This is a genomic window from Kitasatospora aureofaciens, assembly GCF_001188955.3.
Lineage (GTDB): Bacteria > Actinomycetota > Actinomycetes > Streptomycetales > Streptomycetaceae > Kitasatospora > Kitasatospora aureofaciens.
Genome location: NZ_JPRF03000097.1, coordinates 214,086 through 233,169, shown reverse-complemented (window position 1 = coordinate 233,169; position 19,084 = coordinate 214,086). Strand labels below are relative to the sequence as shown.

Here is a 19,084-nt window from a genome sequence, read left to right as displayed (position 1 = left end):
GGCCGTCAAGACCGGGTGATCTCGACCTTGGTGATCACCACGTCCTCGACCGGGCGCTCGCCCTCGGTCGGGGCGGCCGCGATCGCGTCCACCACGGCCTTGGAGGCGGCGTCGGCGACCTGGCCGAAGATGGTGTGCCGGCGGTTGAGGTGGGTGGGCGTGCCCACCGTGATGAAGAACTGCGAACCGTTGGTGCCCGGACCGGAGTTGGCCATGGCCAGCAGGTACGGCTTGGTGAAGAACAGCTCCGGGTGGAACTCGTCCGCGAAGGCGTAGCCCGGACCGCCCGTGCCGGTGCCGGTCGGGTCACCGCCCTGGATCATGAAGCCCTTGACCACCCGGTGGAACGTCGTGCCGTCGTAGTACGGGCCGCTGCCCGGCTCGCCGGTGCGCGGGTCGGTGTACTCCCGGGCCCCCTCGGCGAGTTCGACGAAGTTGCGGACCGTCTTCGGCGCGTGGAACGGGAACAGTTCCAGCCGGATCGGGCCCGCGGTGGTGTGCAGGGTGGCGAACCGGGCGTTGGCCACGGGTGACTCCTTCTTCGTCGGTCGTGTTCGGTACTCGGACGGAAATCCTGGCACATGGCAGGATTCGTGGCCGAACCGGTGAGGGAGAAGAGGAGTCCGTGATGGTCGGAGCGGTGCTGGTCGGGGTGCTGGTACTGGTGCTCGCCGGGTGCGGGTGCGTGGTGTGGGCCGAGCGCGGCGGCCCGCGCTGGGCGCGCGCGGTCGCGGCGCTGACGCTCGCCGCGGGCGACCTGCTGCGCAGCGCGGAGCAGCGCCGGCGGCGGCGGGAACGGCGGGAGCGGTGGCTCCTGGGCAAGGGCGGCAGCGGCGAGAGCAGCGGGGACTGAGCCTTGACGGATGACCAGCACGAGCGGGACGGGCAGGACGGGCAGGACGGGCGGGACGGGCAGCGGCTGCGCCGCGTCTTCGCGGCTGCGCTGGACGACGCCCTGACCGGGCGCGGGGTGGCGACCTGCCTGGGCCTGGACCAGGAGACCGAGGAGGCCCTGTGGGCGGTGTACGACGCCGGGTACTTCGGGGCCGGGCGGCAGGTGAGCGAGGAGCGGGTGGCGGCCGCCCACCGGGCGTTCGAGGGGCAGTTGGACGGCAGCAACGCGGCGCGGTGGCGCGAGCAGCTCGCGCACCGGTTCCCGAGCGCTGAGAACCGGCACCGAGAACGCTGAGAGCGGGCGCGTCCCGGCCCGCCGTCGTGGGGGCGGCGGGCCGGGACGCGACCGGGTGTCAGCTCTCGGCGGAGCGGCGGCGGGAGAGCGCGACCAGCGCGGCTCCGGCGGCGAGGGCCGCGGCTGCGCCGCCGGCCTCCCAGCCGAGCCCCTCGGTACCGGTGGCGGCCAGCGTGCCCGTGGTGGCTCCGGTGGTGCCGGTGGCATGACTCAGGAGGCGGACGGTTCGATCTCCCCCGCGAAGACGATGATCTGGTCGATGAGGCTCCGTCGCAGATGGACGACGTCCGTTCCCGCCAGGCGGGGGCCTCCGTCAGGCGTGGTGAAGACCCACCGGTACCGGGCCCATTCGTCGGGCATGTCCACCGCTGAGCAGCGCACCATCGTGCCGGTCCCCGCCGGGTGGCGTCGGATGTCCAGCACGAACCGCTCGACCGCCGCGATTCCTTCGCTGCGACCCAACGGCCCCCAGAAGACCACGTCCGAGGTCAGGGCCTGCGGGAGAAGGGCAGTCACATAGCTGTCGTCCGAGGCGTTGAACGCGGAGATGAACGTGTCGATCGCCGAGCGTGCGGTCTCTTCCTGCATACCCCAGTAATACCAGCCGTTTCGCGTGCGCTCGCCCCACGAGCCGCCTTCCGGTCACGGTGAACCTCCCGGTCACAGCACTAGGGTGGGGCGGGTGAGCTTTCATCTGGTCGTCGGACACGGGCCCGCCGGGGCCGCCACCGCCCGCCTGCTGGCCGAACAGGGCCACGAGGTCCGGGTCGTCACCCGCGGCGGCCGCCCCGCCGGACCTGCCGTCGAAGGCATCGGGCACCTCGCCCTGGACGCGAGCGACCCCGCCCGCCTGACACAGGCCGCCCGCGGCGCCGTCGCGATCCACGGCTGCGCCGCACCGCCGCTGGCGCAGTGGGCCGCGCAGTGGCCCGCCCTCACCTCCGCGCTGTGCGCGGCGGCCGAGGACAGCGGCGCCGTGCTGGTCATGCTCGGCAACCTGTACGGCTACGGCCCGGTCGAGGGCCCGCTGACCGAGGACCTGCCGCCGGCCGCGACCGGCCCCAAGGGCCGGGTGCGGGCGGCGGGCTGGGAGCAGGCGCGGGCCCTGCACGAGGCCGGGCGGATCCGCGCCGTGGAGGTGCGCGCCTCGGACTTCTTCGGCCCCGGCGTCACCGACGGCGGCCACCTGGCCTCCCGCGCGATGCCGAACCTGCTCAAGGGCCGTCCGGTCGCCGTCCTCGGCGACCCGGACACCCCGCACAGCTGGACCTACCTGCCCGACGTGGCCCGCGCGATGGCCGAACTCGCCACCGGGGAACGCGCCTGGGGCCGCCCCTGGCACGTCCCCACCGCCCCCGCCCTGCCGGTGCGCGCCATGGTCGAACGCCTCGCCGCCGAGGCCGGCACCGGCCCCGTCGCGGTGCGCCGCCTGTCCCCCGTCCTGCTGGGCGCAGCCGGGCTGTTCTCCCCCCTGGTGCGTGAACTGCGCGAGGTCCGCTACCAGTTCGACCGCCCCTTCGTCATGGACTCCTCCGCGTACGAGGCGGCCTTCACCCTCCGGGCGACCCCTCTGGAGCAGCAGCTCGAGGCAACCGTCGGCTGGTGGCGCGAGCGGCTGCGGACGGCCTGAGGCGCGGTGGGCGACGCTCTGAGGCCCGGGGCGGTCGCGGTGGGCGGCAGGACGGCGACCGCCCGCACCCTTCGAGGACGAGCCGGACCCGGCACTGCCGAACAACCCCTGCGCCTGGCTCTCCACCGCGAGCGGGGGCACGCCCGGGCTCGGCCACCGCGGCGCGCACGCCGTGGAAATGGTGTCCGACGGCGACAACACCGTGGAACGGGTGGCGCACGTCAAGGGCCTCGCGGCTCCGATCGCCGAGCAGATCCAGGACGTTGCGCCCTGACGGCCGCTGGGCGCCCCCGGACTCAGTGCTCCTTGAGGGCGTCAGCGCCCCGGTAGCCGGCCGGCACGCCCTCGGCGATGATCACGTCGGCGACCATGTGCCGGGTGCGCAGCGGCAGGATCTCCCGGTAGGCGGGCGAGTCGTACCAGGCGCGGGCCCGCTCGTAGTCGGGGAACTCGATCAGGATCAGACCGAGTGGTCCCCAACTTCCCTCCGGGTTCTCGAACGTGCCGCCGTGGACGACGAAGCGGCCGCCGAAGGGGTCGAGGGTGTCGTCGATGCGCTCCAGGTACTCGACGATGTCGGGGCACATCTCGGCGGAGTGGACCTGGGCGAGGGCGAAGGCGGACATGTGCTGCTCCGTGGTGTCGTGGGGGCGGTCCGGTTGACGTCTTCGACGGTACGGGGCGGCGGGGGCCGGGCGAATCAGTCACGCATCAGTAGGGGTGACGTACGGACGGCCCTGATGGTTCGTGTAAAGTCCGCCCAGCTCGAGCGCTTGACCTAAATGAAGTGGAGGAGCGGCGTGCCGGACAGTGCCGGAGACGGGCCGCAGGACGGCAGAACGACGACGCGCAACCGGCGGGCCCTCGCCGTCGCGGCGTGGGCCTGCGCCCTCGGTGTGGCGGGGATCGGCGGGGCGCAGCTGCTGACCGGCTCACCGGGCACCGCCCCGGCGGCGCCGGACGCGGCGGCCACGTCGAGCCCCTCGGCGGCGGCGTCGCCGTCGGCCTCGGCGGCGGCTTCGGTTTCGGTTTCGGTTTCGGCTTCGGCTTCGGCTTCGGCGGTGGAGACGACGACCGCTCCCCCGGCGCCCCTCCCGGCCGAGACCCCCACGGCCGTTCCGGTGGACGACGGGACCGGGGCCGCGCCGGAGCCCTCCGCCACCAGGCACACGCAGGCCCCGGCCCGCCCCCGCGCCACGGCGGCCGCGACGGCGACTGCGACTGCGGCTGCGGCGAGGCAGCCCTCGGGCGACCAGGCGCCGGCCCCCGTCCGCACCGTCCCGCCCCGGCCGGCGCCGCCGACATTCGGGCCGGTGCGGACCAACGCGCCCTGCCCGCCCTTGCAGGCCATCACCTACGCCGGCTGCCGTCCGATCGGCCCGGTCATCACCCTCGGCCCGACCACCCCGCACGGCTGAGCCGGCCGGCCGGGTTCCCGCGGTTTCGCGCGGTGCGCCGTGCGGGGCGGGTCGTCGGGGTAGTGCGGATGATCTTCCGGTGAGTAGGGTGAACCACCGGATCGTGGGCGGTCGTTCGCACGCCGCCCGGGCGGATCCGCGCTTGACCGCTGACGCTTGCCATGCACGTGGACGTCTGTGCGGCGGGCTGGTGCACTGCGAAGCGTTGTCCCGTTTTCCGGCCGCGAGGGTGAGAGGCGGTGCGCGGCGCCGGGACGAGCGGCGCGTGTGCCGGCGGCGCCGCCGGGCACCAGAAAGTGAGTCGTAGACAGATGCAACCGACGTTCGTACTGGTTCACGGAGCTTTCGCGAACTCCTTCTCCTTCGCACCGCTCCAGGCCGAACTGGGCCTGCTGGGCCACCGCTCCGTCGCGGTCGACCTCCCGGGGCACGGGTTCGCCGCGACGTACCCGGGCGCCTACCAGGCGCCGCAGGACCTCGCGGGGCTCGCCTGCGCGCCCGGGGCCATCAAGGGCGTCACGCTCGCCGACAACGCCGCGCACCTGATCGGGATACTGGAGCGGGCCAAGCGCAACGGTCCGGTCATCCTCGTCTCGCACAGCCGCGGCGGTGTGACGGCCACCGTCGCGGCCAACCGGCGGCCCGACCTGATCGACCGCATCGTCTACGTCTCCTCCTGGTGCCCCGTCGACCTCGACGTCAGCGCCTACTACGCCGAGCCCGAGATGGCCGCCGTCGACGCCCGGGGGCTGGCCTCGGCGATGGTCGGCAATCCCGCCGAACTCGGGCTGCTGCGCTGCAACTTCCGCACGGCCGACCCCGGCGTCCTGGCGTCCTTCAAGGCGGCCTTCCTCGCCGACGGGACGGACGAGGAGTTCATGGTCTTCCTCAACACCTTCCAGCCCGACGAGAACCTCGACGCCGGAACCCCCGACGACCGGGCGCAGGCCGACAGCTGGGGGCGGATCCCCAGGACGTACGTCCGGCTGAGCGAGGACACCAGCGTGCCGCCGGCCATGCAGGACCGGATGATCCGCGAGGGCGACGCGCTGACGCCGCAGAACCCCTACGACGTCCGCACGCTGACCAGCAGCCACCTGAAGTGGCTGGTGGACCCGGCGCCGGCGGCCCGGGTGCTGGCGGAGGTCGCCGCGCTCCTGCCGTCCGGGTCGTGACCGGCGCCGGCTGAGGAGAGCAGAAGGGCCGGCCCGCCGCCCCGGACACCGGGCGCGGCGGGGCCGCCGTCTCCCTCAGGCCCAGGGCAGCGACGAGCGGGTGCGCCAGTAGTCCTCGGCGGGTTCGGCCATCGCGGCCAGCGGGGCGAGGTCCTCGGGGCCGAGGACCACCTCGGCGGCGGCGAGGTTGGAGGTGAGCTGGTCGAGGGTGGCGGCGCCGGACAGGACGACGTCGGCCCAGGGCTGGGCGGCGGCTGCGGCCAGGGCGAGGGCGTCGGGGGCGGTGGCGGTGCGGGCGGCGAGGGTGCGCAGGGCGGCGGTGTCGGGGCCGGTGGCGTTGCGGCCGGCCAGGCGGCCGTTGGCCATGCCCTCCTTGACCACGACCAGCCAGCCGGCCCGGTGGGCCTCGGCGAGGGCGGGGGCGGCGGAGGTCTCCAGCAGGTTCCAGGTGGCCTGGACGGCGGTGAACAGCGGGCGGCCGTCCACGGTGACGGCCAGCGCCCGGCGGATGGCCTCGGCCTGGGCGGGGCCGCTGGTGGACAGGCCCACCCGCACGCCCTCGGCGGCGAGGCCGGCCAGGCGCCGGTGCAGGGCGGGGTCGGTGAGGGCGGGGCTGTCGGCGGTGACCGAGTGGACGAGGTAGACGTCCAGGTGGGGGCCGAGCAGGGCGCGGGTCTCGCGGATCTGGCGGTCGTACACCGCCGTCGAGTGCTCCTTGACCTCGTGCGCGGCGACGCCGCTGGTGCGCCAGTCGGCCGTGTAGGTGTAGCCCCACTTGCTGCCGACCGTCACCTCGGCCGCGGCCTCGGGGTGTTCGGCGAGCCACTGGGCGAGGAACTCCTCGGCGCGGCCGTAGGAGCGGGCGGTGTCGAGGTAGCGCACGCCGGCGGCGTACGCGGCGTCGAGCAGGGCGTGGGTGCGTTCGCGCAGGGCCTCGACGGTGCGCTCGGCGGGCAGGTCGTCCGCGCGGCCGAGGGTGATGTAGCCGGGGCGGCCGACCGCCGCGGTGCCCAGTCCCAGGCGCGCGGCCCGCGGGCGCGCGGCGTGCGGGCCCGCGGCCTGCGGGCGGGCGTCGGCGTCGGCGTCGGGCGTGGTGGCGGCGGGGTCGGTCGGCACGGCGGGGTCTCCTCGGGCGGGCGCGGGGGTGCTCACCTGGGACTTTAGCCGCCGCCCCGCCCCGGGCCGGTGGCCGGCCGGTCCAGGCGCAGCACGAAGTCGACGTAGTCCAGCGGCTTGCCCGGCCAGTGGCGGTCGCTGCTGGTGAGCAACTGGCTGCGCACGCCGTCGTGTTCGGTGAGCGGCCCGGGGGTGGTGCGCGGGTTGGGCTGCCGGCTGCGGCCGCACGGGCGGTGTTCCAGGGCGAGCGTCCGGCTGTCCTCAGGGGTCAACGGATGCGGGACGCACGGAGGAGCGGACGGACGGCGACCGGGCGGTGACCGGGCGGTTCCGGGGCGTACGCGGGCTCGGTGCGGCCGCCCGGGCCGTACGGGCGGCCCGGGCGGAGAGCGGGTGCGGCGGGAGGGCGCGGAGGCGGGCGGCGGTGGCGGTGCGGGACGCGGGGCGCCGCGCGACGGGGCAACAGCCGCCGCCAGGACGTGGTCTGATGAGACATCAGGTTGGTCGACGGCGCCCGCGGGCTGCCCGTCCAGGATGTCAGTCGCCGTTACGCGGGTCAACTGGAGTTGATTGCGGGTATCTTCGGATCCATGCCAGCTGATGCCGTTCGGCTATCGTGACCTGGCCGGCCCTGCCCGTCCGTCGAGGTCGCGGCGCGGAGGGCCCGGGTGTGAGGAAGGTGGGGAATGGCGGAGTCGACGGGGGACGGCGTTGAGGTGGAACCCGAGGGCGCTCCACCGGAGCTGAACAGCCCCGGGGACGGCCCCGGGGGCGGGGACGGGGACGAGGGCCTTCCGGCGAGCGCGGAGGCGAGCGGGCTCGCGGCCCGGATCGAGGCGCTGTTCCACACCGTCCGCCGCCCCGACCGCGAGCAGTACACCAACGAGGAGGTGGCCCGGGCCTGCCGCGAGGCGACCGGGGAGTCCTTCTCCACCACCTACCTGTGGCAGCTGCGCACCGGGCGCCGGGACAACCCGACCAAGCGTCACCTGGAGGCGCTGGCCCACTTCTTCCAGGTCCCGCCCGCGTACTTCTTCGACGAGCGGCAGGGCGCCGAGATCGCCAAGGAGCTGGCACTGCTGGGCGCGCTGCGCGACGCGGGCGTGCGCAGCCTGGCGCTGCGGGCGGTGGGCCTGTCGCCGGAGGGGCTGGACACCGTCAGCGAACTGGTCGACGTGATCGCCCGCCGGGACGCGGCGCGCAAACGCCCCTCGTCCTGAGAGCGGGAGTCCGTCGGCCCCGGGCGCTGTCGACCGGGGCCCGGACGGGCTGGGCCCGGGGCCCGGGGCCTGGGACGTGCGTAGGGGTGGAGCTGGAGGGGAGCTCGGCTTGTGGGGTGACTTATGGGGTGGCCGGGGCTACCGGTCCACGCTGCGGCGATGTCGCCGGATGGCCGAACAGCTGGAGCTGCCGCGCCCGTTCGACCCGGTGGCGCTGCTGGAGCAGCTCGCCGTGCGGCGCGGACGGCCGATCGAGCTGCTGCCGGTGGCGGCCCGTCCGCACGCCCCCTGCGGGCTGCTGGTCTCCACGCTGGAGGCGGACTACATCCTGTACGCGGCGGACACCGGCGCACTGCACCAGCGGCACATCCTGGTGCACGAGATCGCGCACCTGCTGCTCGACCACGCCGGGTCCGCGCCGCTGGCACCGGCCGCCGCGCTGCTGCCCAACCTCTCCCCCGCGCTGGTGCAGCGGGTGCTGGGGCGCACCAGCTACGACGAGCCGCAGGAGCGGGAGGCGGAGCTGCTGGCCTCGCTGATCCTGAACCGGGCGGACCGGGCGGACGCCGCCGGCGGTCCGGGGAAGGCCCCGGCCCACGGTTCGCTGGACGCGCTGGGCCTGCTGCTGAGCAGCGGCCGCGGCCCGCAGCCCGCCGACGGCGAACGGACGGACAGCGGGGAGCCCAAGGGCGGCGGGGAGCCCAAGGGCGGCGAACCGGAGGACGGCGAGCCGAAGGAGGGGCGGCCGTGAGCAACCTGGCCCTCTACCCCGTCGGCCTGTTCTTCGTGCTGAGCGCCGCCCACTTCGCGCGCAGCCGCATCGACTCCCGCGCCACCGCCCGCTACACCTGTTACGGCACCGCGCTGCTGGGCGCCGCCCTGCTGGTGCTCGCCCCGCCGACGATACGGGCGGTGCAGAGCACGGGGGTTGCGGTGCTCGCGGTGCTGGCGATCGTGCTCGGCGACGGGCTGCGCGACGGCGCGGCCGCGGCGATCCGGCTGCTCGCACCGGCACTGCGGGCGGCCGACGCCGCCGCGCACGCCGCACAGGCCGGCAACGCCGAGGCCGCCGGGAACGCCGCCCGCGCCGTGCACCGCCACGAGGTGCGGGGCGGCCTGGCCCTGCTGGGCACGGTGCTGGGGCTGCGGCTGGCGCTGATCACCGCGGCCGCGCCGGGCCTGTCGGGCGAGGACCTGACCGTCGGTCCCGAGCTGTCCGCGCGCCTGGCGCTGGCCGGGTACACCGCCGTGGGCATGCTCCACACCACCGTGTGCCTGGTCGCGCTGCTGCGCGAACTGGTCCGGCGCGCCCGGGCGGCCGGCCCCGGGCGCCTGGGCACCGGGCTGCGGCTGCTGACCGGCGGGCTGGTGGCCGGGCTGCTGTGGAACGCCTGGAGCATGGACGACGTGCTGCGCGCGGCCGCCACCGGCATCCAGGACGGCCCCGAGGACACGCTGTGCGCCGTCCTGGGCGGGCTGTGCGCGGCCCTGATCGCCGCGGGCCTGGGCAGTACGCTGTGGCCGGCCGCGGCCGGGGCGGTACGGGGCTGGGTGCACGCCCACCGCCGCTACCGGGCGCTCACCCCGCTCTGGCGCGACCTGCACACCGTGCTGCCGCAGATCGCCCTCGACCCGGCCCGCCGCCTTCCGCTGCCCCCGCGCGACCCGCAGTTCGCGCTCTACCGGCGGATCATCGAGATCCACGACGCGCGCCTGATCCTGCGCCAGCACTGCGACCCGCGCACCGCCCAGTGGCTCGACCAGGCCACCCGCCGCTTCCCGCCGCCCTGCGACCACGCCGCCGCCACCGCGGAGGCGGCGGCGCTGGCCGCCGCCCTGGAGCTGGCCGCTTCCGGCGCCGTACCGGAAGCCGCCGCACCGGAAGCCGTCCTGTCCGCCGTGCCCGGGACGACCGTCACGGACACCATGGACGGCGAGGCCGAGCACCTCGCCCACCTGGCCCGGGTCTACGCCACCTGCCCCGCCGTCGCCGAGGTCCGCACCCGCGCCCGCGCCGAACGGGCCCGCGCCGCAAGCGCCGCAGGGGCGCTGCGGTGAGCCGCCGTCGACATCGACGACCCCCGCCTGGAGCCGTAGGGCCGCTGTCGGGCGAAGCCGGGGACGAGCTCCGCCGGGCGATAGCGCGCGAACCCTGCCTGCCCGGTACCCACCCAGCCCTAGCCGTCCCGGCGTAGCGCCTGCGCCGTAGCGCCTCGGCCGCGGCTTCAGCGGTGGCGTTGTGCCGCAGCGTCTCAACCGGCCTGCGCGGTCAGCGCCTTGACCAGCGCGACGGCCTCCTTGAGGCTCAGGCCGGGGCGTGCGGTGCGCAGCTCGCGGACGGCCTTGATCTCGGCCGTACGGGGGTCGATGCCGGCCAGCGCCAGGACGTTGCGCGCCCAGTCCACCCCGGCCGCGCCGCCGGCGGGGACGAAGTCCTCCACGATCCGGATCGCGCGGCGCAGGCCCGCCAGTTCGTCCTGGTCGGCGGCGTCCAGGGCGGCCTGCAGGGCTGCCTGGAGGGCTTCGAGGTTGGCCGGCTTGGCGCGGTTGGACAGCGGGTTGAACACGGTGGTTCCTCTTTCTTCCGTTCAGGGTCGTGGTAGCGCATCCGCGGTCCGGCCCCCCGAGTCGCCGGTTCGCCGCCGGCCTGTCCGGCCTGCTCCGGCCCGTTCGGCCTGCTCCGGCTGCGGCGTCGTCGCGGGTCGAGCCCTCGCCTCCCCCCGTGCGCATGCCCGCCACGCTAGTACTTGCCCGGTGGGAAAGTAAATGCCAGGATCGCGGGGCACCGCACAACCGCGCCAGGGAACAACCGAGTTGGAGACCTGATGGCAGTTCACCACGTCGACCCCGCGGATGCCCTCGCCGCCCTGCGCACCGCGCGCCGGGCCCGGGCGGCGGCCCGTCCCCGTCCGCTGCCGGGCTGGTACCCGGCGACGGCCGCCGGGCTGTTCGCGCTGGGGTTCGTCCTGTTCGGTCTGTCGGTCCTGCTGCCGGAACGGCTCTGGCTGCCGGCCGCCGGACTGCAACTGGCCGCGGCTGCGGCCCTGATCGGCCACGTCGTGGTCAGCCACCGGGTCGAGCACCGGCCCGGGATCGTCCCGGCCCTGCCGCGCCCGGGCGCCTGGTTCCCGGCCGCGGCGGCCCACCTGCCGGCGCTGGCCGTGTCCGGGGTGCTGGCCCTGTCGTACGGCCCTGCCGGGTTCCTGCTCGCCCTCGGCCCCACCTGCGGCCTCGCCCACCTGCTGCTGCTGCGCCGCAAGCGGGCGCGGGCGGGCGCCGAGTGAACGCCGAACCGCCCGCCCCGGCGTTCGACGAGCTGATCCACCAGCCCACCCGGCTCACCGTGGTGGCCTTCCTCTCCGGCTGCGCCGAGGCGGAGTTCCGTACCGTACGGGAGAACTGCGGGGTCTCGGAGTCGGCGCTGAGCAAGGTGGTCAGCACCCTGGAGGCCGCCTCCTACGTCAAGGTCCGCCGCGGCTACGTCGGCAAACGCCCCCGCACCTGGCTGCGCCTCAGCCCCGAGGGCCGCCGCGCCCTGGCCGCCCACCTGGCCGAACTGCAACGCATCGCCGCCACCGCCACCGCCCTGGCCGCCACCTTGGACCACCACCCGCCCCAGCCCTGACCCGGGCCGCCTCCGCCCGCTGCGCGGGAAGTCGGCCGGGCCGACTTCCCGCGCGAGAGTCCGGACGATGCCCTCGCTGCTGCGGTCGGCCGAAGCAGCGACGCAGACCCACCCTTCGCTCCGCGCGGGGGGTCCACTGGACAGGGCGGGGCCGTGGACACCACCGCGGCCCCGCCCTGCGGCCTATCGGACTCACGGCTTCACCACGAGTGGCGCGGCTGCGCACTCGCACCACACCACCTTCCCCACACCGCCCGGGCGCGGGAAGTGGCCCCATTGCGTGGCGAGGGCTTCCACGAGGAGCAGCCCGCGCCCGCACCCGGCCGTGGGATCGGGCTGCTGCGGAAGCGGGGGCCGGTCGCTCGCGTCGTGGACCTCGATGCGCAGCCGGATGGCGTCGACGTCGAAGGACACCCGGATCAGCCGGCCCGGCATGCCCGAGTGCAGCACGGCGTTGCCCACCAGCTCCGTGGCGAGCAACTCGCCGACCTCCGAGTAGCGGTCGCCGCCCGGCACAGTGGCGAGCAGCTCGCGCAGCATCCGCCGCGCGAGCAACGGCGAGCGGCAGGATCGCGGGAACCAGCAGCTGCGGACGGCGGTCGGACCGACGGGCGCGTCAGTTTCAGGCATGGCGGAGCCACCTCCGGTGGGGATGCGGATCGGGCAAAGGGATACCCGGCGGTCGATCGCAGAGAGTGTTCACCTCATCGACCGTGAGTAGCATGCGCCCACCGGAAGATCATTCGCAAGATTTCCTGATGGAACATTTTCCGATCTTGATTTCCGAGTAATCTGGCATCAGTTCCGCTTCTTGATGGGGAGTTGATCACATGGGCCAACCGCGGCCCTCGGTCCGTCGTCGCCGCGTAGCAAGCTTGCTCATCCGCCACCGCGAGGCGGCGGACAAGACTCCGGATGAGGCCGCGGCGCGCATCGACTGCCATCGCTCCAAGATCAGTCGGATGGAGAATGCCTGGCTGCCGATCTCCAGCAGCGAGCTGCGAGACCTGCTCACGTTCTACGGCGTGGACGATCCGGCTTATGTGGAGGAAGTGGTCGCGCTCAACCGGCAGGGTTCTGAACGTGGTTGGGCACAGCGGTTCGATATCACGCCACCGTCGTACGTCGACTACATCGATTACGAAGAGAGCGCCAGCCACATCCGCTCGTTCCAGCCGATGATGGTGGCAGGGCTGTTGCAGACGGCGGACTACGCGCGAGCCGTCTACCGGGCATCGCCGTTCGACATCCCTCCGGAGCGGATCGACGAGCTCGTGGCAGTTCGCCTGCAACGGCAGAAGGTGCTGGATCACGCTGAGCCGCCGCGGCTCAGCGTGATCCTGGGAGAAGCCTCGCTTCGAGGGCACGTAGGCGGCGTGCACGTCCTGCGGAAACAGCTGGACCATCTACGGAAGTTGGCCGACCGCCCGAACATCGACCTCCAGGTGCTGCCCTTCACCGCGGGAGCCCATGCCGGAATCATGGGCTCGTTCGTGCTCTTCAGCTTCTCCACAGCCGCTTTCTCCGACGTGGCGTGTGTGGAGCACCAGGCAGGCATGCTCTACATGGAGAAGCCCGAGGAGACGTCTGCCTATACGCTCACGTTCGACTCGTTGCGTTCGAGTGCGTTGAGTGCCTCCGAGAGCCTCGACCTGCTCACTCGGGTCATACGAGAGCTGTAGCGGTATCGACCGGAGGTACTGAAGGTGTCCACTCCCGATCTCAGCGGTGCGAACTGGCGGAAGAGCTCGTTCAGTGGAGAGACCGGGGCCTGCGTCGAAGTGGCGGACGGGTTCCCGGGGTTGCTTCCCGTCCGCGATTCCAAGGACCCGCAGGGGCCGTGCCTCCTCTTCACCCCCGATGCCTGGGCGGCCTTCATCACCGCTGTCCGCGCGGGGGAGTTCCGCGTACGGCACTGACCGGCAGCAGATCGGCGCCCCATCCCTCGGCAGCCGCCGACACCACACCTCACGCGCCGCCGTCCCGGAGCCCGCGCACGCAGGAAGTCGGGCCGGTCCGACGTCCTGCGCAGCGACGCGCTTCCTGTCGGGCGAGGGGCGGCGGAAAGGAATATGGTCCGTCTTCGCCCACCGTGTCGATCCGCGGCCGCGCCGTTCGACCTTGGGGTGGAGAGGGTCGGCAGGCGACCCCGTTCGAGGAGGTTGAGATGGCGAAGTACATGCTGATCATGCGGGGCACGGACGAGTCCGTGGCGAAGATGATGGAGACGCCGTTCGAGGAGATGCTGGAGACCGTGGGGCGCTTCAACGAGGAGCTGATCCGGGCGGGCGTGCTGGTGGCGGCCGAGGGGCTGGACGACCCGTCGCAGGGCGCGGTGGTCGACTTCGGCGGTGAGGCCCCGGTGGTCACCGACGGCCCGTACGGGGAGACCAAGGAGCTGTTCGGCGGCTTCTACATCCTCGACGTCGCCTCCAAGGAGGAGGCCGTCGAGTGGGCCAAGCGGATGCCCGCGTTCCCCGGTTCCAAGTGCGAGGTGCGCCGGGTGCCGGGCATCGAGGAGTTCCCGCAGGACAACGAGTGGATCGTCAAGGAGCGGGCCTGGCGCGAGCGCACCGGCCAGCTCTGATGCCCGCGGCAACCGACCTCCCGCCGGGCGGCGAGTCCGCCCGGCGGGCCGTCGAGGCCGTGTGGCGCATCGAGTCCGCACGGATCGTCGGCGCGCTCGCCCGCTACACCGGGGACTTCGCGCTCGCCGAGGACGTCGCGCAGGAGGCGCTGGCGCAGGCCCTGGTCAGCTGGGAGCGCGACGGCCCGCCGGCCAGCCCGGTGGGCTGGCTGCTGGCCACCGCCCGGCGCCGCGCCATCGACGCCTTCCGCCGCGCCTCGGCCCTCGACGAGCGCTACGCCGCACTCGCGGGCCCGCTCGCCGAGGGCGAGTTCAGCGCGGGCGCGGCGGGCGCACCCCAGCAGCCGGACGACCTGCCGTGGGACCCGGACCGCGTCGACGACGACGTCCTCGCCCTGATGTTCACCGCCTGCCACCCCGTGCTCTCCCCCGAGGCCCGGGTGGCGCTGACCCTGCGCGTGGTGGGCGGACTGTCCAGCGAGGAGATCGCCCGCGCGTTCCTGGTGCCGGTGCCCACCGTCCAGGCCCGGATCACCCGGGCGAAGAAGACCATCGCCGCCGCGCACGTCCCCTTCGAGCTGCCCCCGCAGCAGGAGCGGCGCACCCGGCTCGGCGCGGTCCTGAGCGTCCTGTACGTGATCTTCACGGAGGGCTCGACGGCGACCGCCGGCGAGGACCTGCTGCGCCCCGACCTCGCCCACGAGGCCCTACGGCTGGCCCGGATGCTCGCCGCCCTGCTGCCCTGCGAGCCGGAGGTGCACGGGCAGCTCGCCCTGTTCGAGCTCACCGCCGCCCGCTTCCCGGCCCGCACCGGGCCGGACGGGGAGGCGGTGCTCCTGGAGGACCAGGACCGGCGCCGCTGGGACCGCTCCGCGATCCGCCGCGGCCTGGCCGCGCTGGGCCGGGCCGCGAGCCTGGGCCGCGGTCTTGGCCCGTACGGGCTGCAGGCCTCGATCGCCGCCTGCCACGCGGCGGCGCCCTCGGTGGCGCGGACCGACTGGGAGCGCATCGTGCTGCTCTACGAGGCGCTCGGCCGGGTCGCGCCGTCCCCGGTGGTCGAGCTCAACCGGGCGGTGGCCGTCGCGATGGCCGAGGGGCCGCGCCAGGCGCTCGCCCTGGTCGACGACCTGGCCGTCTCCGGCCGGCTGTCCGGCTCGCACCTGCTGCCGGGCGTGCGCGGCGAACTCCTGGCCCGCCTCGGCCGCACCGCCGAGGCCCGGGCCGAACTGGAGCTCGCCGCCCGGCTGTGCCGCAACACCCGCGAGCGCGCCGTGCTGCTGCGCAAGGCGGCCGCACTCGACACCGGGGAGTGATCACCCGGTCACAGGACGGGAGTTGCGCCGGACGCGGACGGCCCCGCGCCGGGCCCGCCCGGCCCCGCAGCCGCGGGGCCGGGCCGCTCAGCCGCTCAGCTCTGGGGGCGGCGGCCGTGGTTGGCCCCGCGCCGGGCCCGGGCCTTCTTCTTGCGGCGGCGCTTGGACGACATGGCGACTCCTCTCGCGGCTCTCACAGCCAGGACCCCCGGTCTTCCACCGTTCCACACCCCGCCCGCCCCGGCCCGTCGAGGCACCGGCCCGCCCCCGGCCCCCTCGCCCCCCGGCCCCGGCCCCGGCCCCGGCCCCCGGCGCATGGGGACACTGGCACACTGGCCCGATGACGACGGACGAGGAGCTCCTGCGCCACCAGGCAGCCCTGCAGGCGGAAGCCGACGCGGTCCACGCCGACCTGGGCCTGGAAACAGCCGGCTCGGCGCCCTCGGCACGCCGGTGCGGGTGGGCGGTTCGGCGCTGGGGCTGATGGTGCGCCGGGACCTGGACGTCACCGTGGTGTGCCCGCGCCTGGACACCGCCGCCCACGAGCGGGTCGCCGCCCTGGGCGCCCGCCTGGCCGTGCACGAGCGGGTGCGGCAGGTGCGCTTGCGCAACGACACCGGCGCCTGGAACGAGGACCCCGACGCCTACCCGGACGGCCTCTACCTCGGCCCGTCCTACCGCTCCCCCGCCTCCCACTCCCCCTGCCCCCCGGAAGGCCGGGACTGGACGCTCGACCTGTGGTTCGTCGACGACCCCGCCCGCCAGCCCGACCTCGCCCACCTGCGCGAGCTGCCCCCACGGCTGACCCCGCAGGCCCGCACCGCGATCCTGCGCATCAAGCACGCCTGGGCCCACAACCCCGACTACGGCCGCACCGTGCGCGGTTGGGACGTCTACCGCGCCGTCCTGGACGGCGGGGTGCGCACCCCCGAGGAGTTCGAGCGCCCCCGCCGCGGCACCTGACCCCCCTCACACCGCCACGCCCGCCATCTCCCGCACCACGGCGCGCAGCAGCCGGTTGAAGGCGGCGGGCTGCTCCTCGTGCGGCATGTGGCCGGAGCCCTCGATGACGTGCGGGCTGCCGTGCGGGGTGTCCTGGGGGCCGTCGGGGGCCGCCGGGGTGCCCGCCGCCCCGGCGGGCGTCACTGGCCCACCCGGCCGTCCACGCACTCGCGCAGCAGGTCGGCGTGCCCGCAGTGGCGGGCGTACTCCTCGACGCGGTGCACCTGCAGCTCCCGCACCGCGATGCCCTGCCTGCCGAGCCGCTCCCCCAGATCCGTGTGGGCGGCCAACTCGGAGTCCAGTGCCGCCTGTTCGCGCTCCAGGTCGCGCCAGGCGGCCTCGACCACCGCGGGATCGGCCACCGCCCCGTCGAAGTCCGCGTCCCGCGCGCCGTACAGCTTCGACAGCGGCTCGTCCTCGGTGATCCAGTTCCGCCAGTCCCGCTCCACCCGCGCGAGGTGGCGCACCAGCCCGAGCAGCGACATCGTCGACGGCGGCACCGAGCGCCGGGCCAGCTGCTCGGCGTCCAGGCCCTCGCACTTCATCCGCAGGGTCAGCCGGTAGTTGGCCAGATAGTCCTCGAGGGTGGCGAGTTCGCCGTCCGGGGAGGTGCCTTCGCTGTTGCGCGGATCGTCGGCCGGGTCGGCCCACATGTCGGGGTAAACGGTCGCCTGGGTCCATCGCTCAAGTCGCTCGGTCATACCGGCATGCTCACCCGCCACCGCCCCTTCCCGTCAAAGGGTTTACGGCGGGCGGCGGGCCGTGACCGGGCGCTCTCGCGGGGCACCGGCGGGAAGCGGCCCGGCATCCCGTCGATGCGTGCGCGCCTGAGCCACTGGTGGGAGCCCAGGAGCGGCCCGTGACCGACCTTCACCGGCCGACGGACGGCACCGCCCTCGCCCGCCGGGGCGGGGCCGAGGCCGAAGGGGTGGTCGGGGCCGAGGCCGAAGGGGCACCCGGTCGGGGCCGCCCGGTCAGGTCAGTTTCCCGCCGCGGCCCGCAGGAACCCCGTGAAGGCGGCGACGGCGGGGGCGATCCGCCGGCCGCGGCGGGTGGCGGTGCAGACGTGGCGCACGGGGGTGTCGTCCGGGTGGAGGGGGACCAGGGTGACGTCGGGGCGGGCGGCGCGGGCGGCGAGGGAGGGGATGAGGGTGGGGCCCAGTCCGGCGGCGACCAGGCCGAGTTTGGCGGTCCAGGCGCCGACGGCGTATTCGATGCGGGGCTGGAAGCCGCTGCGGACGCAGGCCGCGAGGAGGGTGGACTCGGGGTGGCGGCTGGCGGCGATCCAGGGTTCGTCGGCGAGTTCGGCCAGCCGCAGGCGGCGCCGGGTGGCGAGGCGGTGCCCGGGGGGCAGGGCGACCAGGACCGGGTCGTCCAGCAGGGGCCGCACGTCGAACTGCTCGGTGTCGTAGGCGGCTTCGGCGTCGCGGGTGTAGGAGGCGACGACGGCGAGGTCGATCGCGCCGTCGGCGAGCCGCTCCAGCAGGTGGGCGGTGAGCCCTTCGGTGGGGGCGATCTCCACCCGCGGGTGGGCGGCACGGAAGGCGGCGAGGGCGCTGGGGACGAGTTCGGCGTTGGCGCTGTCGAAGGCGCCCACCCGGAGGCGCCCGGCGCCCAGTTCGGTGAGGGCGACGAGGTCGCGCCGGGTGGTGTCGAGGCGTTCCAGCAGGGCTTCGGCGTGCGGGAGCAGGGTGCGCCCGTGTTCGGTCAGCCGCACCCCGCGGGCCAGACGGTCGAACAGCTGGGCGCCCAACTCGGCTTCCAGGGTGGCGATCTGACGGGAGACCGCGGACTGGGTGAAACCGAGGCGCTCCCCGGCGGCGGTGAAGGAGCCCAGGTGGGCGACGGTGCGGAAGACGTCCAGCCAAGCCATGTCCATTGCGCATGGATACCATGCCGGACATTCGCTTGTCGCCTGGCTCGGGACTGCCTAGCGTTGCGGCCATGGAAAAGATCGCCTTTCTGGGCCTGGGCCGGATGGGGCAGCCGATGGCCCGTCGCCTGGCCGCCGCCGGCTACCCGCTGACCGTCTGGAACCGCTCCCCGGGCCGCGCCGACGACCTCACCGAGGCCGCGAGCCCGGCCGAGGCCGTCGCCGGGGCCGACGTCGTCGTCACCATGCTGTCCGACCCGCAGGCCGCGGCCGAGGTCGCCGGGCGGTTCACGCCCGCGCTGGCCCCGGGCACGCTGTGGATCGACATGTCCTCGATCGGCCCGCGGGCCGTCGCCGGGCTGCGCGCCCAACTGCCGGACGGCGTCGCCCTGGTGGACGCCCCGGTGGTCGGCAGCGTCGGCCCTGCGACCACCGGCGACCTGGGCATCCTCGCGGGCGGCGAGGACGCCGACCTGGAGCGCGCCGAACCCGTCCTGGCCCAGCTCGGCCGGGTGCGGCGCTGCGGCGGCCCGGGCGCGGGGGCGGCGCTGAAGGTGGTGGTGATCGGCGGGATCGTGGCGTGCGTCACCGTGCTCTCCGAAGTCCTGGCGGTGGCCGGCGAGTTGGGCGTCCCGCGGGAGGTGGCGCTGGAGGTGCTGTCGGCCGGTCCGCTGGCGGGGGCCCTGGCCCGGGCGCGCAGCGCCGAGTCGGACTTCCCGGTGCGGCTGGCCGCCAAGGACCTCGCCCTGGCGGGCGGGGGCCCGGTGCTGTCGGCGGCCCGGCAGGTGCTGCTGGCGGACCCGTCGATCGCGGACCGGGACCTGTCGGCGGTGGTGGGGGCGCTGCGGGAGGAGTAGCCGGGTTTCCGGACACCTCAGGTCTGCGCGCGGGCGGCGAGGCGGGTCTGCGCGCAGGGGGCGGGCGTCGAGGGTGGTC

General features: G+C 74.9%; 28 protein-coding genes. 16 read left to right on the top strand and 12 right to left on the bottom strand.

The window, feature by feature from the left end; all coding sequences use genetic code 11:
• Positions 1-5: 5 nt before the first annotated feature.
• Positions 6-527, bottom strand: a complete 522-nt coding sequence (locus HS99_RS39985; RefSeq protein ID WP_030290567.1) for a peptidylprolyl isomerase — start codon at positions 525-527, stop codon at positions 6-8.
• A gap of 101 nt (positions 528-628) precedes the next feature.
• On the opposite strand from HS99_RS39985, the gene HS99_RS39980 reads away from it, so the two are divergent.
• Complete coding sequence (locus HS99_RS39980; protein WP_037831553.1) at positions 629-853, top strand: hypothetical protein; 225 nt, start codon at positions 629-631, stop codon at positions 851-853.
• A gap of 3 nt (positions 854-856) precedes the next feature.
• Positions 857-1,189, top strand: a complete 333-nt coding sequence (locus HS99_RS39975) for a hypothetical protein (RefSeq protein WP_050366300.1) — start codon at positions 857-859, stop codon at positions 1,187-1,189.
• Between the two features lie 210 nt (positions 1,190-1,399).
• Here HS99_RS39975 and HS99_RS39970 read toward each other — a convergent pair whose 3' ends face one another.
• Positions 1,400-1,777, bottom strand: a complete 378-nt coding sequence (locus HS99_RS39970; RefSeq protein ID WP_030290563.1) for a nuclear transport factor 2 family protein — start codon at positions 1,775-1,777, stop codon at positions 1,400-1,402.
• 94 nt (positions 1,778-1,871) lie between these two features.
• Here HS99_RS39970 and HS99_RS39965 point away from each other — a divergent pair, with 94 nt between their 5' ends.
• Positions 1,872-2,819 (top strand): NAD-dependent epimerase/dehydratase family protein, encoded by a 948-nt coding sequence (locus tag HS99_RS39965; RefSeq protein ID WP_030557434.1) that lies wholly within the window; start codon positions 1,872-1,874, stop codon positions 2,817-2,819.
• Positions 2,820-3,115: 296 nt separating this feature from the next.
• Here HS99_RS39965 and HS99_RS39960 read toward each other — a convergent pair whose 3' ends face one another.
• Positions 3,116-3,445: a DUF1330 domain-containing protein gene (locus HS99_RS39960; protein WP_030290559.1), complete on the bottom strand. Its 330-nt coding sequence runs from the start codon at positions 3,443-3,445 to the stop codon at positions 3,116-3,118.
• Between the two features lie 152 nt (positions 3,446-3,597).
• The gene (locus HS99_RS45640) at positions 3,598-4,170 is read right to left on the bottom strand and encodes a hypothetical protein (RefSeq protein WP_157881791.1); all 573 of its coding nucleotides are present in this window, start codon (positions 4,168-4,170) and stop codon (positions 3,598-3,600) included.
• A 378-nt stretch (positions 4,171-4,548) separates the two neighbouring features.
• Here HS99_RS45640 and HS99_RS39950 point away from each other — a divergent pair, with 378 nt between their 5' ends.
• Positions 4,549-5,412 (top strand): alpha/beta fold hydrolase, encoded by an 864-nt coding sequence (locus tag HS99_RS39950; protein WP_030557431.1) that lies wholly within the window; start codon positions 4,549-4,551, stop codon positions 5,410-5,412.
• Between the two features lie 75 nt (positions 5,413-5,487).
• Here HS99_RS39950 and HS99_RS39945 read toward each other — a convergent pair whose 3' ends face one another.
• Together HS99_RS39945 and HS99_RS39940 are read right to left on the bottom strand one after the other, a co-directional pair.
• Positions 5,488-6,432, bottom strand: coding sequence for an aldo/keto reductase (locus tag HS99_RS39945; protein ID WP_046385798.1), 945 nt, complete (start codon positions 6,430-6,432; stop codon positions 5,488-5,490).
• A 140-nt stretch (positions 6,433-6,572) separates the two neighbouring features.
• Complete coding sequence (locus tag HS99_RS39940; protein WP_043481481.1) at positions 6,573-6,800, bottom strand: hypothetical protein; 228 nt, start codon at positions 6,798-6,800, stop codon at positions 6,573-6,575.
• A 414-nt stretch (positions 6,801-7,214) separates the two neighbouring features.
• On the opposite strand from HS99_RS39940, the gene HS99_RS39935 reads away from it, so the two are divergent.
• The 3 genes from HS99_RS39935 to HS99_RS39925 all read left to right on the top strand — a co-directional run bounded on the left by HS99_RS39935 (position 7,215) and on the right by HS99_RS39925 (position 9,806).
• Positions 7,215-7,748 carry an XRE family transcriptional regulator gene (locus tag HS99_RS39935; protein ID WP_223885855.1) on the top strand — a complete coding sequence of 178 codons (534 nt, stop codon included), beginning with the start codon at positions 7,215-7,217 and terminating at the stop codon, positions 7,746-7,748.
• A gap of 169 nt (positions 7,749-7,917) precedes the next feature.
• Positions 7,918-8,499 carry an ImmA/IrrE family metallo-endopeptidase gene (locus HS99_RS39930; protein WP_232543078.1) on the top strand — a complete coding sequence of 194 codons (582 nt, stop codon included), beginning with the start codon at positions 7,918-7,920 and terminating at the stop codon, positions 8,497-8,499.
• Entirely contained in the window at positions 8,496-9,806 is a 1,311-nt protein-coding gene (locus HS99_RS39925; protein WP_037831548.1) for an MAB_1171c family putative transporter, read from the top strand. Before HS99_RS39930 ends, HS99_RS39925 begins: the two co-directional genes overlap by 4 nt.
• Positions 9,807-10,000: 194 nt before the next feature.
• On the opposite strand, the gene HS99_RS39920 is transcribed toward HS99_RS39925, so the two are convergent.
• Complete coding sequence (locus HS99_RS39920) at positions 10,001-10,315, bottom strand: hypothetical protein (RefSeq protein ID WP_046385794.1); 315 nt, start codon at positions 10,313-10,315, stop codon at positions 10,001-10,003.
• 258 nt (positions 10,316-10,573) lie between these two features.
• Between HS99_RS39920 and HS99_RS47535 the strand changes: the two genes are divergently transcribed.
• Together HS99_RS47535 and HS99_RS47530 are read left to right on the top strand one after the other, a co-directional pair.
• Positions 10,574-11,032, top strand: a complete 459-nt coding sequence (locus HS99_RS47535) for a hypothetical protein (RefSeq protein WP_030290551.1) — start codon at positions 10,574-10,576, stop codon at positions 11,030-11,032.
• Positions 11,029-11,373, top strand: a complete 345-nt coding sequence (locus HS99_RS47530) for a winged helix-turn-helix domain-containing protein (RefSeq protein ID WP_030290550.1) — start codon at positions 11,029-11,031, stop codon at positions 11,371-11,373. The genes HS99_RS47535 and HS99_RS47530 overlap by 4 nt, the downstream gene beginning before the upstream one ends.
• A 192-nt stretch (positions 11,374-11,565) precedes the next feature.
• Here HS99_RS47530 and HS99_RS39905 read toward each other — a convergent pair whose 3' ends face one another.
• The gene (locus tag HS99_RS39905) at positions 11,566-12,003 is read right to left on the bottom strand and encodes an ATP-binding protein (protein ID WP_072656138.1); all 438 of its coding nucleotides are present in this window, start codon (positions 12,001-12,003) and stop codon (positions 11,566-11,568) included.
• A 245-nt stretch (positions 12,004-12,248) separates the two neighbouring features.
• On the opposite strand from HS99_RS39905, the gene HS99_RS39900 reads away from it, so the two are divergent.
• The 4 genes from HS99_RS39900 to HS99_RS39885 all read left to right on the top strand — a co-directional run bounded on the left by HS99_RS39900 (position 12,249) and on the right by HS99_RS39885 (position 15,273).
• Positions 12,249-13,055 (top strand): helix-turn-helix domain-containing protein, encoded by an 807-nt coding sequence (locus tag HS99_RS39900; protein WP_232543079.1) that lies wholly within the window; start codon positions 12,249-12,251, stop codon positions 13,053-13,055.
• A gap of 24 nt (positions 13,056-13,079) precedes the next feature.
• Positions 13,080-13,292 (top strand): DUF397 domain-containing protein, encoded by a 213-nt coding sequence (locus HS99_RS39895; RefSeq protein ID WP_030290547.1) that lies wholly within the window; start codon positions 13,080-13,082, stop codon positions 13,290-13,292.
• A gap of 248 nt (positions 13,293-13,540) precedes the next feature.
• A complete protein-coding gene (locus tag HS99_RS39890) occupies positions 13,541-13,960 on the top strand; it encodes a YciI family protein (RefSeq protein WP_030290546.1) in 420 nt (139 codons plus the stop codon).
• Positions 13,960-15,273: an RNA polymerase sigma factor gene (locus HS99_RS39885; RefSeq protein WP_191093525.1), complete on the top strand. Its 1,314-nt coding sequence runs from the start codon at positions 13,960-13,962 to the stop codon at positions 15,271-15,273. The genes HS99_RS39890 and HS99_RS39885 overlap by 1 nt, the downstream gene beginning before the upstream one ends.
• 95 nt (positions 15,274-15,368) lie before the next feature.
• Here the strand turns inward: HS99_RS39885 and HS99_RS48780 are convergent, their stop codons facing one another.
• Complete coding sequence (locus HS99_RS48780; protein WP_465390020.1) at positions 15,369-15,446, bottom strand: 50S ribosomal protein bL37; 78 nt, start codon at positions 15,444-15,446, stop codon at positions 15,369-15,371.
• 167 nt (positions 15,447-15,613) lie between these two features.
• Here HS99_RS48780 and HS99_RS47525 point away from each other — a divergent pair, with 167 nt between their 5' ends.
• Positions 15,614-15,757, top strand: a complete 144-nt coding sequence (locus HS99_RS47525; protein ID WP_223885857.1) for a hypothetical protein — start codon at positions 15,614-15,616, stop codon at positions 15,755-15,757.
• On the top strand, positions 15,757-16,236 hold the full coding sequence (locus HS99_RS39880) for a hypothetical protein (RefSeq protein ID WP_232543080.1): 480 nt from the start codon (positions 15,757-15,759) through the stop codon (positions 16,234-16,236). Before HS99_RS47525 ends, HS99_RS39880 begins: the two co-directional genes overlap by 1 nt.
• A 6-nt stretch (positions 16,237-16,242) precedes the next feature.
• Here the strand turns inward: HS99_RS39880 and HS99_RS45635 are convergent, their stop codons facing one another.
• The 3 genes from HS99_RS45635 to HS99_RS39870 all read right to left on the bottom strand — a co-directional run bounded on the left by HS99_RS45635 (position 16,243) and on the right by HS99_RS39870 (position 18,154).
• Positions 16,243-16,419, bottom strand: coding sequence for a hypothetical protein (locus tag HS99_RS45635; protein WP_157881937.1), 177 nt, complete (start codon positions 16,417-16,419; stop codon positions 16,243-16,245).
• Positions 16,416-16,976 carry a mycothiol transferase gene (locus tag HS99_RS39875; RefSeq protein WP_078939096.1) on the bottom strand — a complete coding sequence of 187 codons (561 nt, stop codon included), beginning with the start codon at positions 16,974-16,976 and terminating at the stop codon, positions 16,416-16,418. The genes HS99_RS45635 and HS99_RS39875 overlap by 4 nt, the downstream gene beginning before the upstream one ends.
• A 278-nt stretch (positions 16,977-17,254) precedes the next feature.
• Positions 17,255-18,154, bottom strand: coding sequence for a LysR family transcriptional regulator (locus HS99_RS39870; RefSeq protein ID WP_030291100.1), 900 nt, complete (start codon positions 18,152-18,154; stop codon positions 17,255-17,257).
• Between the two features lie 65 nt (positions 18,155-18,219).
• On the opposite strand from HS99_RS39870, the gene HS99_RS39865 reads away from it, so the two are divergent.
• Positions 18,220-19,005, top strand: a complete 786-nt coding sequence (locus HS99_RS39865; protein WP_030558265.1) for an NAD(P)-dependent oxidoreductase — start codon at positions 18,220-18,222, stop codon at positions 19,003-19,005.
• The last annotated feature ends 79 nt before the right edge of the window (positions 19,006-19,084 follow it).

Bases quoted from the DNA above. Each gene is read 5' to 3' on its own strand.
- HS99_RS39980 (WP_037831553.1), top strand. From the start codon at position 629: ATGGTCGGAGCGGTGCTGGTCGGGGTGCTGGTACTGGTGCTCGCCGGG.
- HS99_RS39970 (WP_030290563.1), bottom strand. From the start codon at position 1,777: ATGCAGGAAGAGACCGCACGCTCGGCGATCGACACGTTCATCTCCGCG.
- HS99_RS39960 (WP_030290559.1), bottom strand. From the start codon at position 3,445: ATGTCCGCCTTCGCCCTCGCCCAGGTCCACTCCGCCGAGATGTGCCCC.
- HS99_RS45640 (WP_157881791.1), bottom strand. From the start codon at position 4,170: ATGGCCTGCAAGGGCGGGCAGGGCGCGTTGGTCCGCACCGGCCCGAAT.
- HS99_RS39950 (WP_030557431.1), top strand. From the start codon at position 4,549: ATGCAACCGACGTTCGTACTGGTTCACGGAGCTTTCGCGAACTCCTTC.
- HS99_RS39935 (WP_223885855.1), top strand. From the start codon at position 7,215: ATGGCGGAGTCGACGGGGGACGGCGTTGAGGTGGAACCCGAGGGCGCT.
- HS99_RS39930 (WP_232543078.1), top strand. From the start codon at position 7,918: ATGGCCGAACAGCTGGAGCTGCCGCGCCCGTTCGACCCGGTGGCGCTG.
- HS99_RS47535 (WP_030290551.1), top strand. From the start codon at position 10,574: ATGGCAGTTCACCACGTCGACCCCGCGGATGCCCTCGCCGCCCTGCGC.
- HS99_RS39905 (WP_072656138.1), bottom strand. From the start codon at position 12,003: ATGCCTGAAACTGACGCGCCCGTCGGTCCGACCGCCGTCCGCAGCTGC.
- HS99_RS39890 (WP_030290546.1), top strand. From the start codon at position 13,541: ATGGCGAAGTACATGCTGATCATGCGGGGCACGGACGAGTCCGTGGCG.
- HS99_RS39885 (WP_191093525.1), top strand. From the start codon at position 13,960: ATGCCCGCGGCAACCGACCTCCCGCCGGGCGGCGAGTCCGCCCGGCGG.
- HS99_RS48780 (WP_465390020.1), bottom strand. From the start codon at position 15,446: ATGTCGTCCAAGCGCCGCCGCAAGAAGAAGGCCCGGGCCCGGCGCGGG.
- HS99_RS47525 (WP_223885857.1), top strand. From the start codon at position 15,614: ATGACGACGGACGAGGAGCTCCTGCGCCACCAGGCAGCCCTGCAGGCG.
- HS99_RS39880 (WP_232543080.1), top strand. From the start codon at position 15,757: ATGGTGCGCCGGGACCTGGACGTCACCGTGGTGTGCCCGCGCCTGGAC.
- HS99_RS39875 (WP_078939096.1), bottom strand. From the start codon at position 16,976: ATGACCGAGCGACTTGAGCGATGGACCCAGGCGACCGTTTACCCCGAC.
- HS99_RS39870 (WP_030291100.1), bottom strand. From the start codon at position 18,154: ATGGACATGGCTTGGCTGGACGTCTTCCGCACCGTCGCCCACCTGGGC.
- HS99_RS39865 (WP_030558265.1), top strand. From the start codon at position 18,220: ATGGAAAAGATCGCCTTTCTGGGCCTGGGCCGGATGGGGCAGCCGATG.